The organism is Mesorhizobium sp. M7A.F.Ca.CA.003.01.2.1, from assembly GCF_003998945.1.
Lineage (GTDB): Bacteria > Pseudomonadota > Alphaproteobacteria > Rhizobiales > Rhizobiaceae > Mesorhizobium > Mesorhizobium ciceri.
Map to the genome: position 1 here is coordinate 1 of NZ_RZRA01000196.1, position 6,939 is coordinate 6,939.

The following is a 6,939-nucleotide window of genomic DNA, read 5'->3' on the forward strand; positions in this document are numbered from 1 at the left end:
GACCGGGAGGGCACCGTCTGCAGGCCGGGGCAGGCCGGACGGGATTCTTGGTGCGCGACGGATCAATCCATCGCGACGAATTGTCTCTTCAAAGCAGCGTCAGTTGCACCTGGTCTTTCCCGGCGGCAACGAACTGATCGGTCCGCAGCGTGCGCCGTTCGGCATTGAGACCAAGCCGCTTGGCTGTGATCTCGAAGCGCCGGCCGATCTGCCAGGCATAGGGACCGGCGCCCTTCATGCGCTTGCCCCATTCCGAATCGTAGTCTTTGCCGTCACGCATGGAGCGGACAAGCGACATCACATGGCGGTAACGGTCGGGATAATGGCGCAGCAGCCAGTCCTTGAAGATCGGGCTGACCTCCAGCGGCAGCCGCAGGATCACATAACCCGCCTCGCGCGCGCCGGCCGCACGTGCCGAATCGAGGATGCGTTCCATCTCCGGATCAGTCAGGCCCGGAATGATCGGAGCCACCATGACCGACGCCGGAATGCCGGCATCCGAAAGCTGCCGGATCGCTTCCAGCCGCTTGGTCGGCGTCGACGCGCGCGGCTCCATGGTGCGCGCCAGCATGCGGTCGAGCGTCGTCACCGACAGCGCCACCTTGGCGAGCCCTCGTTCGGCCATGCGCGACAGGATATCGATATCGCGCGTCACCAGGGCGGACTTTGTCACGATGCCGACCGGATGGCCGCGCGCTTCCAGCACTTCGAGGATTTCGCGCATGATCCGGTATTGCTTCTCGATCGGCTGGTAGGGGTCGGTGTTGGTGCCGATGGCGATGGTGCGCGGCTGATAGCTGTCCTTCGAAAGCTCCTTGTCGAGCAAGCGCGCCGCATCAGGTTTGGCGAACAGCTTCGATTCGAAATCCAGACCCGGCGACAGGCCCATGAACGCGTGCGTCGGGCGGGCAAAGCAATAGACGCAGCCATGCTCGCAGCCGCGATAAGGGTTGATGGAACGGTCGAAGGAAATGTCGGGCGATTCGTTGCGGGTGATGATGGTGCGCGGCTTCTCGACCTGCACTTCGGTCTTGAAGGGGGGCAGTTCTTCCAGCGAATTCCAGCCATCGTCGAACACGTGCCGGCTGACTGGCTCGAATCGGCCGGACGGGTTGATGCCGGCCGACCTGCCGCGGTTGCGGTCCGGGCGGACACGCATGCCGCTCTGCTCGACCATCGCATTGGCCATCTCGGCTCTTCCTGCTCCGAAAGCTGCAATGTCGGCGCGCACGATCTGTTCCATTTTCGCCCGCTCCCAGGGACTGTCCGTGTTGTGTCGAATCGCTCTGTTCATGAAATTATTCCTATTTCATCGATGAGAACAAAGCAAGAACTTTCTATGGTGCGATGCAAAACTGGCGCTGTGCGGCGCTTTCCGCTATTCGGCTAAGGATGCTCAGTGTTCTCATCGAAACCCGCAATGACGAGGAGGGCCTCGCCCGCACGCTCGCCTCGCTGATTGGCGGCGCGGTCGAAGGCGTGGTGCGTGAAGTCATCGTCTGCGACACAGGCTCCGCCGACCAGACGCATCGTGTGGCCGAGCATGCCGGCTGTCAGTACGTGACCGGCGGTGTCGCTGCCGGCATCCGCCAGGCCAAGGGGGACTGGTTGCTGCTCCTGGAACCGGGCGCGCGGTTGGTGGAGGGCTGGATCGATGAGGTTGTCGCGCATACGGCCAGGCAGACCATGGCCGCACGGTTTTCGCGCACGCGGGCCAGCCGCACGCCATTCCTGGCACGGGTCTTTTCGGGAAACCGCGCCCTGGCCGACGGATTGCTGATCAGCAAGCGTCAGGCGGCGGCCGCGGCCAAGAGTGCCGGCAGTGCTGAGGCCATCGCCCGCGGCCTCGCAACGAAGCGGCTCGACGCCGAGATCTGGATGGCGCCCGCCAAGCAGGAACGCCGCTCCTCGACATGATTTTTTGCAGCTGCTCAGGCCATTGTGCATTGCACAAAATCTGACGCGGGGTTAGCGTCCGTTCAAGCGGGAATTGGGTTTGGGACATGCCGAGTGGCGAGCACCGATGCGGCATCGGTGGTGCTCTCATAGCCGAGGACCCAATGAAGCTTTCAACCCCCGACACATCCGGCGCGGCCAGTCTCGAGGCTATTGCGCGCGACGGCAGTCTGTTGCGACGCATCGCGGTGCGCATTCCGACCTATCTCAAGGACCTGCGCGAAAACCCCGCCTGGCTGCCGATGTTCGTGCTGGCGCGCACAATGCCTGGACGCCGCATGCATTGGCTGGGCGCAAAACGCGCCCGCCCGGTCGCCAATGCCGGGGATACGATGTTTGCCGGTGTCGAACGGGGAGCGGTCGTCGATGCGTTGCGCTCCGACGGGCTGTTCTCAGGCTTGGTCCTGCCGCCTGATATCCATGAAGAGATCGCCGACTTCGCCGGGCGCACGCCTTGCTTCGGCAATTTCGACCGCCGTCTCGAATTCATGCCGGGGGAACATGCCGAGGCCGAGAAACGCCTTGGCCGCTCGCTGCTCAGCGGGCATTTTTTCGAGCGCATCCTCGACTGCCCGGCGGCGCTTGCCATCCAGCGCGATCCGCTGCTTCTGGATATTGCCGCGCACTATCTCGGCGGCCAGGCAAAACTGATCACGACGCGCGTCTGGTGGAGTTTTCTAACCGGTGCCGCTTCGGATGCCGACAAGAACCTCGCCTCGCTCGGCAAGTATCATTTCGACCTCGATGATTGGCGCATGCTGAAATTCTTCTTCTACCTCAAGCCGGTCGACGCCGACACCGGTCCGCATGTCTATGTCAGGGGCAGCCACAAGCGCCGCAGCCTCAAGCACCAGCTCACGCTTCTGGTTGGCCACCCCGCGCAACAGGTCCTGGATGTCTATGGCGAGCAGAGCCCGGTGACGCTGACCGGCGAGGCCGGTCTCGGTTTCGTCGAGGACCCTTTTGGCTTCCATATGGGCACCGTGCCGGCACGCACGCCCCGACTGATGATGGAAGTCGGCTTCGGCGTCTCGCCGCCGTCGCGCCGGCGGTTTCATGGCGAGCCGGTCATCCGCTGAGAGCGACGCTTGCCTCGGCTTTACGGAGCTGATTTGCCGCGCCGCAAATGCTCGTCCAGGCGCGGCATGATCTCGACGAAGTTGCACGGCATATGCCGGTAGTCGAGCTGTGCCTTCAGGATGCCGTCCCACGCGTCCTTGCAGGCGCCTGGCGAACCCGGCAGCACGAAGACGAAGGTGGCGTTGACGACGCCGCCGGTCGCCCGGCTCTGGATCGTCGAGGTGCCGATCTTGTCGTAGGAGATCCGGTGGAACACTTCCGAAAAGCCATCCATGCGCTTTTCGAAGATCGGCTCCAGCGCGTCCGGCGTCACGTCACGGCCGGTGAAACCGGTGCCGCCGGTGGTGATGACGACATCGATATTCTTGTCCCGCGACCACGCCAGAACCGTGTCGCGGATTTTTTCCCGATCGTCGGTGACGATATCGCGGGCCGCCAGCATATGGCCGGCCTCGGTGATGCGGTCGGCCAGCGTCTGGCCGGATTTGTCGTCGGCGAGGCTGCGCGTATCTGAAACGGTCAGCACCGCGATGCGCACGGGAATGAAGGAGCGGCTCTCGTCAATTCTGGCCATCAGATACCTCCGATGCGATGCTGCGCGTCGCCGCGACGAACCAGTCGGGCTGGCGGCCGCGGATTTCGGCGGCGGCGCGCTTGGCGACATTGCCGGTCTCGAACAGGCCGAAGCAGGTGGCGCCGGACCCGGACATCCGTGAAAAACCGGATCCGGCCTTGTTCAGCCAGGAAAGCGCCCTGCCGATAGCCGGCTGCATCGCCAGCGCGGCGGGCTCGAGGTCGTTGCGGGTGATCTCCAGCCAGTTGCGCAGGCTATGAAAATCGATGCTGCGCGGCAGCGGCGGCAAGGCCTCATTGTCGCGCCGGGAAAGCGCCGCAAAGACGTCCGCCGTCGAGACCGGGGTGCCCGGATTGACCAGCACCAGGCCAAGCGCCGAAAAATCCGGCACCATCGACAGTTCATCTCCGATGCCGCGCGCGACCAGAGGTCTGGCCGCCAGGCACATCGGCACATCGGCGCCGAGCGAGAGGCCGATCCGCGCCAGCTCTGCGCCGTCTATATCCAGGCCCCATGTCTCCACCAGCCCGCGCAGCACGGTCGCCGCGTCGCTCGAACCGCCGCCGACGCCGGAGGCGACCGGCAGGTTCTTTTCCAGCCGGATAGCGACCGGCGGTGTTCTCTCGTGCCCGACCGCCTGTCGCAGGGCATCGCGCGCCCTAGGCACCAGATTGCTGGCGTCGAGAGGAACCGCCGGGGCGTAGCGGCCGGACACGGTAAATTCATCGCTGTCGGCAGGCGCGATTTCGACCCTGTCGCCAAACCGCGTGAACACCGCCAGGCTCTCGATCAGATGATAGCCGTCAGGGCGCCTGCCGGTGACATGCAGCGCAAGATTGATCTTGGCGTGCGCGTGCCAGCTACGCGACCCGATGTCGGTGTCCACAATGGTCTGCGAAATGGTGCTCAGTCCTTGGCCAGCCGGTACTCGCCGGTCTTCGGATCCTTGACCAAAGTGCCCATCGCGCCGTTGGCCGTCTGCTTTTCGGTACGCCGCACCTTGGCGGTCACGCGTTCGGCTTCGCGGATGAAGGTGCGGTAGCCGAAATAGGCGGCGACGCCAACGACGGTGAAGAAAATGATCTGCGGCATACCAAAACTCCTCCCACGCTGGGCCGGCGAAGGTGGCCGGTCGGGTCGGTTAAGCTCTCATGCTAGACGCTTTTGCCGGGTTTTCAAAGCTCGAAGCGAGACCACAATGCGCGCTCTTCCGCCGCATCGATCAGGCCGCTGGCGGCAGCGCCTGCGATCTCGGGCGCTGAAAAGCCCTTGCTTGAGCCAAACAGGCCGAAGCGGCTGAGGAAACCGCGCGGTGTCGTGATCAGCCTGAGCTGGGTTTTCGCCCCGAAACGGGTCTTGAGCACCGTGCGCATGTCGCCGAGCGCATCGACCAGGCCGAGTTCAAGGCCCTTGATGCCGGTCCAGAACAGGCCGGTGAACAGGTCCGGGTCGTCTTTCAGTTTCGCGCCGCGCCGCTCCTTGACGAGGTCGATGAACGTGCCGTGCACCTCGAGCTGCAGCGCCTTCAGCCGCTCGACATCTTCCTTTTTCTCGGGCTTGAACGGGTCGAGCACCGCCTTGTTCTGGCCGGCGGTGTGGACGCGTCGCTCGATGCCGATCTTCTTCATCAGTTCCGGGAAGCCGAACGAAGCCGAGACCACGCCGATCGACCCGACGATGGAGGATGGGTCGGCGAAGATCTCATCACCGGCAACCGCGATCATGTAGCCACCCGACGCCGCCACGTCTTCGACGAAGACCAGTACCTTTCTGTTCTTTTCCGTGGCCAGGTCACGGATGCGCTTGAAGATCAGCCGCGACTGCACCGGCGAGCCGCCGGGCGAATTGATCGAGATGGCGACTGCCGGGGCGTCGTAGGAAAACGCCTTCTCAATGAGGCCAGCGGTGGAGGCCAGCGACAGGCTCGGCCGGAACTGGCCACCGCCTGCCATGATGGTGCCGTGCAGCCGGATGACCGGAATTGTGACGACGGTGGAGCGCCAGGATTTCGGCAGCAGGCGGTTGATAAGGCGTTTCACGAGGGCGCGGTCTCCGGTCGATAGGTTGCAGGCATGTAGGGATTTCCCGGCCAACGGCAATGTGGCCAGGCAGAATAGCTCAATCTCCAAACAGCGAGGCGAGGCCGTTGGTAATCATTTCGCTGCGCTCGTCAGGGCCGTTGCCTGATTGCGCGTGCAGCATCAGGGGCGGGCGGATGGCAAGCTTTCCCCGTGCCCCGAGCGCTGCCCGCACAACGATGCGGATTGCCGCGGCGTCTGGGCGAGGGTGGACGGCGAGCATTTCGGCATCGCCGAAGCGCCCTGCGATCGCATCGAGAATGGCGCCGAGCTGTTCGGGGCGGGCGATCACGGCAAGCCCGCCGCGCGGCCTGACCACCGCCGCCGCACTGCGGATCCAGCTCTCGAACACCCCGTCCTCCATGACATGGGCCTCTTTTCTGAGGCGATCGGGGGAGGCGCGGTCCCGGGGAGCGTTGAAGGGCGGGTTCATGATGACGAAGTCGAAATCATTGTCGGCGAGGCCGGCGGCCGCCCGCGCCCGGCCCGATACGGTGACATCGGCGACCAGCACGGAGGCGCGATCGCTCAGATGGGCATTGCCGGGATGGGCAAGGGTGGCTGCCGCGAAGGCCGCCATTTCCGGCGCGCGTTCGACAAGCACCGCCTCAGCGGCCGGGCAGCGCGACAGCACCGCCAGGCCGGCGGCCCCGGCACCGGCACCGAAATCGGCGAGACGACCGGCAAGAGAGGACGGCACGGAGGCCGCCAGCATCATCGCATCCATGCCGGCGCGATGACCGCCTTGCTTGGGCTGCACCAGCCAGAACCGGCCGCGATGGAAAGCGTCGACCGTATGGGCCGGCGTGTCCGGGACAAGGGCGGCGGGCGCGGCGGACATTATTTTCCGCGGATTTCGTTGGCGATGCCGGCATCCCTGAGGATGCGCCGTGCCGCGTCGGCCTGGTCGGCGTCGACCATGACGCGCTTCTGCAAAAGACCGATCGACCCTTCGAGAATGCTCATATTCTGGTCGGCGACAAAGCAGGCAATGCCGGCGTCGCGCATCAGCGATTCGACAAAGGAAATGATCACGGCATCGTTGGTGCGGACTAGTTCTATCATCGTATGAAACTCGCAGTTTGCGCTATTGATGTAAACGGGCAGGGGATTCCGGGGCAGAGCCGTTCCCTTGGGGTCGTTGACATTCTGTCGCCGCCGCCGCGCCAATTCGCCACTTGCCGTGCCCATGTCCGCCGCCCTAGAGTCCATACAGGGACTAAGGGTGCCGTCGCACGCTCTATACCAAGA

9 protein-coding genes are annotated in these 6,939 nt (G+C 64.4%); 2 read left to right on the plus strand and 7 right to left on the minus strand.

Features of this window, described 5'->3' with window-relative positions:
- Positions 1-88: 88 nt before the first annotated feature.
- On the minus strand, positions 89-1,243 hold the full coding sequence (locus EN969_RS10735; RefSeq protein WP_023808673.1) for a PA0069 family radical SAM protein: 1,155 nt from the start codon (positions 1,241-1,243) through the stop codon (positions 89-91).
- Between the two features lie 149 nt (positions 1,244-1,392).
- On the opposite strand from EN969_RS10735, the gene EN969_RS10740 reads away from it, so the two are divergent.
- On the plus strand, positions 1,393-1,917 hold the full coding sequence (locus tag EN969_RS10740) for a glycosyltransferase (protein ID WP_063167649.1): 525 nt from the start codon (positions 1,393-1,395) through the stop codon (positions 1,915-1,917).
- 143 nt (positions 1,918-2,060) lie between these two features.
- A complete protein-coding gene (locus EN969_RS10745; RefSeq protein ID WP_063167650.1) occupies positions 2,061-3,035 on the plus strand; it encodes a hypothetical protein in 975 nt (324 codons plus the stop codon).
- A gap of 20 nt (positions 3,036-3,055) precedes the next feature.
- Here EN969_RS10745 and moaB read toward each other — a convergent pair whose 3' ends face one another.
- From moaB to EN969_RS10775, 6 genes are all read right to left on the minus strand, one after another.
- Complete coding sequence (moaB, locus tag EN969_RS10750) at positions 3,056-3,610, minus strand: molybdenum cofactor biosynthesis protein B (RefSeq protein WP_024502637.1); 555 nt, start codon at positions 3,608-3,610, stop codon at positions 3,056-3,058.
- The gene (locus tag EN969_RS10755; RefSeq protein WP_063167651.1) at positions 3,597-4,496 is read right to left on the minus strand and encodes a 4-(cytidine 5'-diphospho)-2-C-methyl-D-erythritol kinase; all 900 of its coding nucleotides are present in this window, start codon (positions 4,494-4,496) and stop codon (positions 3,597-3,599) included. The genes moaB and EN969_RS10755 overlap by 14 nt, the downstream gene beginning before the upstream one ends.
- Positions 4,497-4,516: 20 nt before the next feature.
- A complete protein-coding gene (locus EN969_RS10760) occupies positions 4,517-4,702 on the minus strand; it encodes a membrane protein (RefSeq protein WP_027164179.1) in 186 nt (61 codons plus the stop codon).
- A gap of 83 nt (positions 4,703-4,785) precedes the next feature.
- The gene (locus EN969_RS10765) at positions 4,786-5,649 is read right to left on the minus strand and encodes a S49 family peptidase (RefSeq protein WP_027164178.1); all 864 of its coding nucleotides are present in this window, start codon (positions 5,647-5,649) and stop codon (positions 4,786-4,788) included.
- Positions 5,650-5,728: 79 nt separating this feature from the next.
- A complete protein-coding gene (locus EN969_RS10770) occupies positions 5,729-6,529 on the minus strand; it encodes a methyltransferase (RefSeq protein ID WP_013532832.1) in 801 nt (266 codons plus the stop codon).
- Entirely contained in the window at positions 6,529-6,753 is a 225-nt protein-coding gene (locus EN969_RS10775; RefSeq protein ID WP_063167652.1) for a DUF2007 domain-containing protein, read from the minus strand. The genes EN969_RS10770 and EN969_RS10775 overlap by 1 nt, the downstream gene beginning before the upstream one ends.
- Between the last annotated feature and the right edge of the window lie 186 nt (positions 6,754-6,939).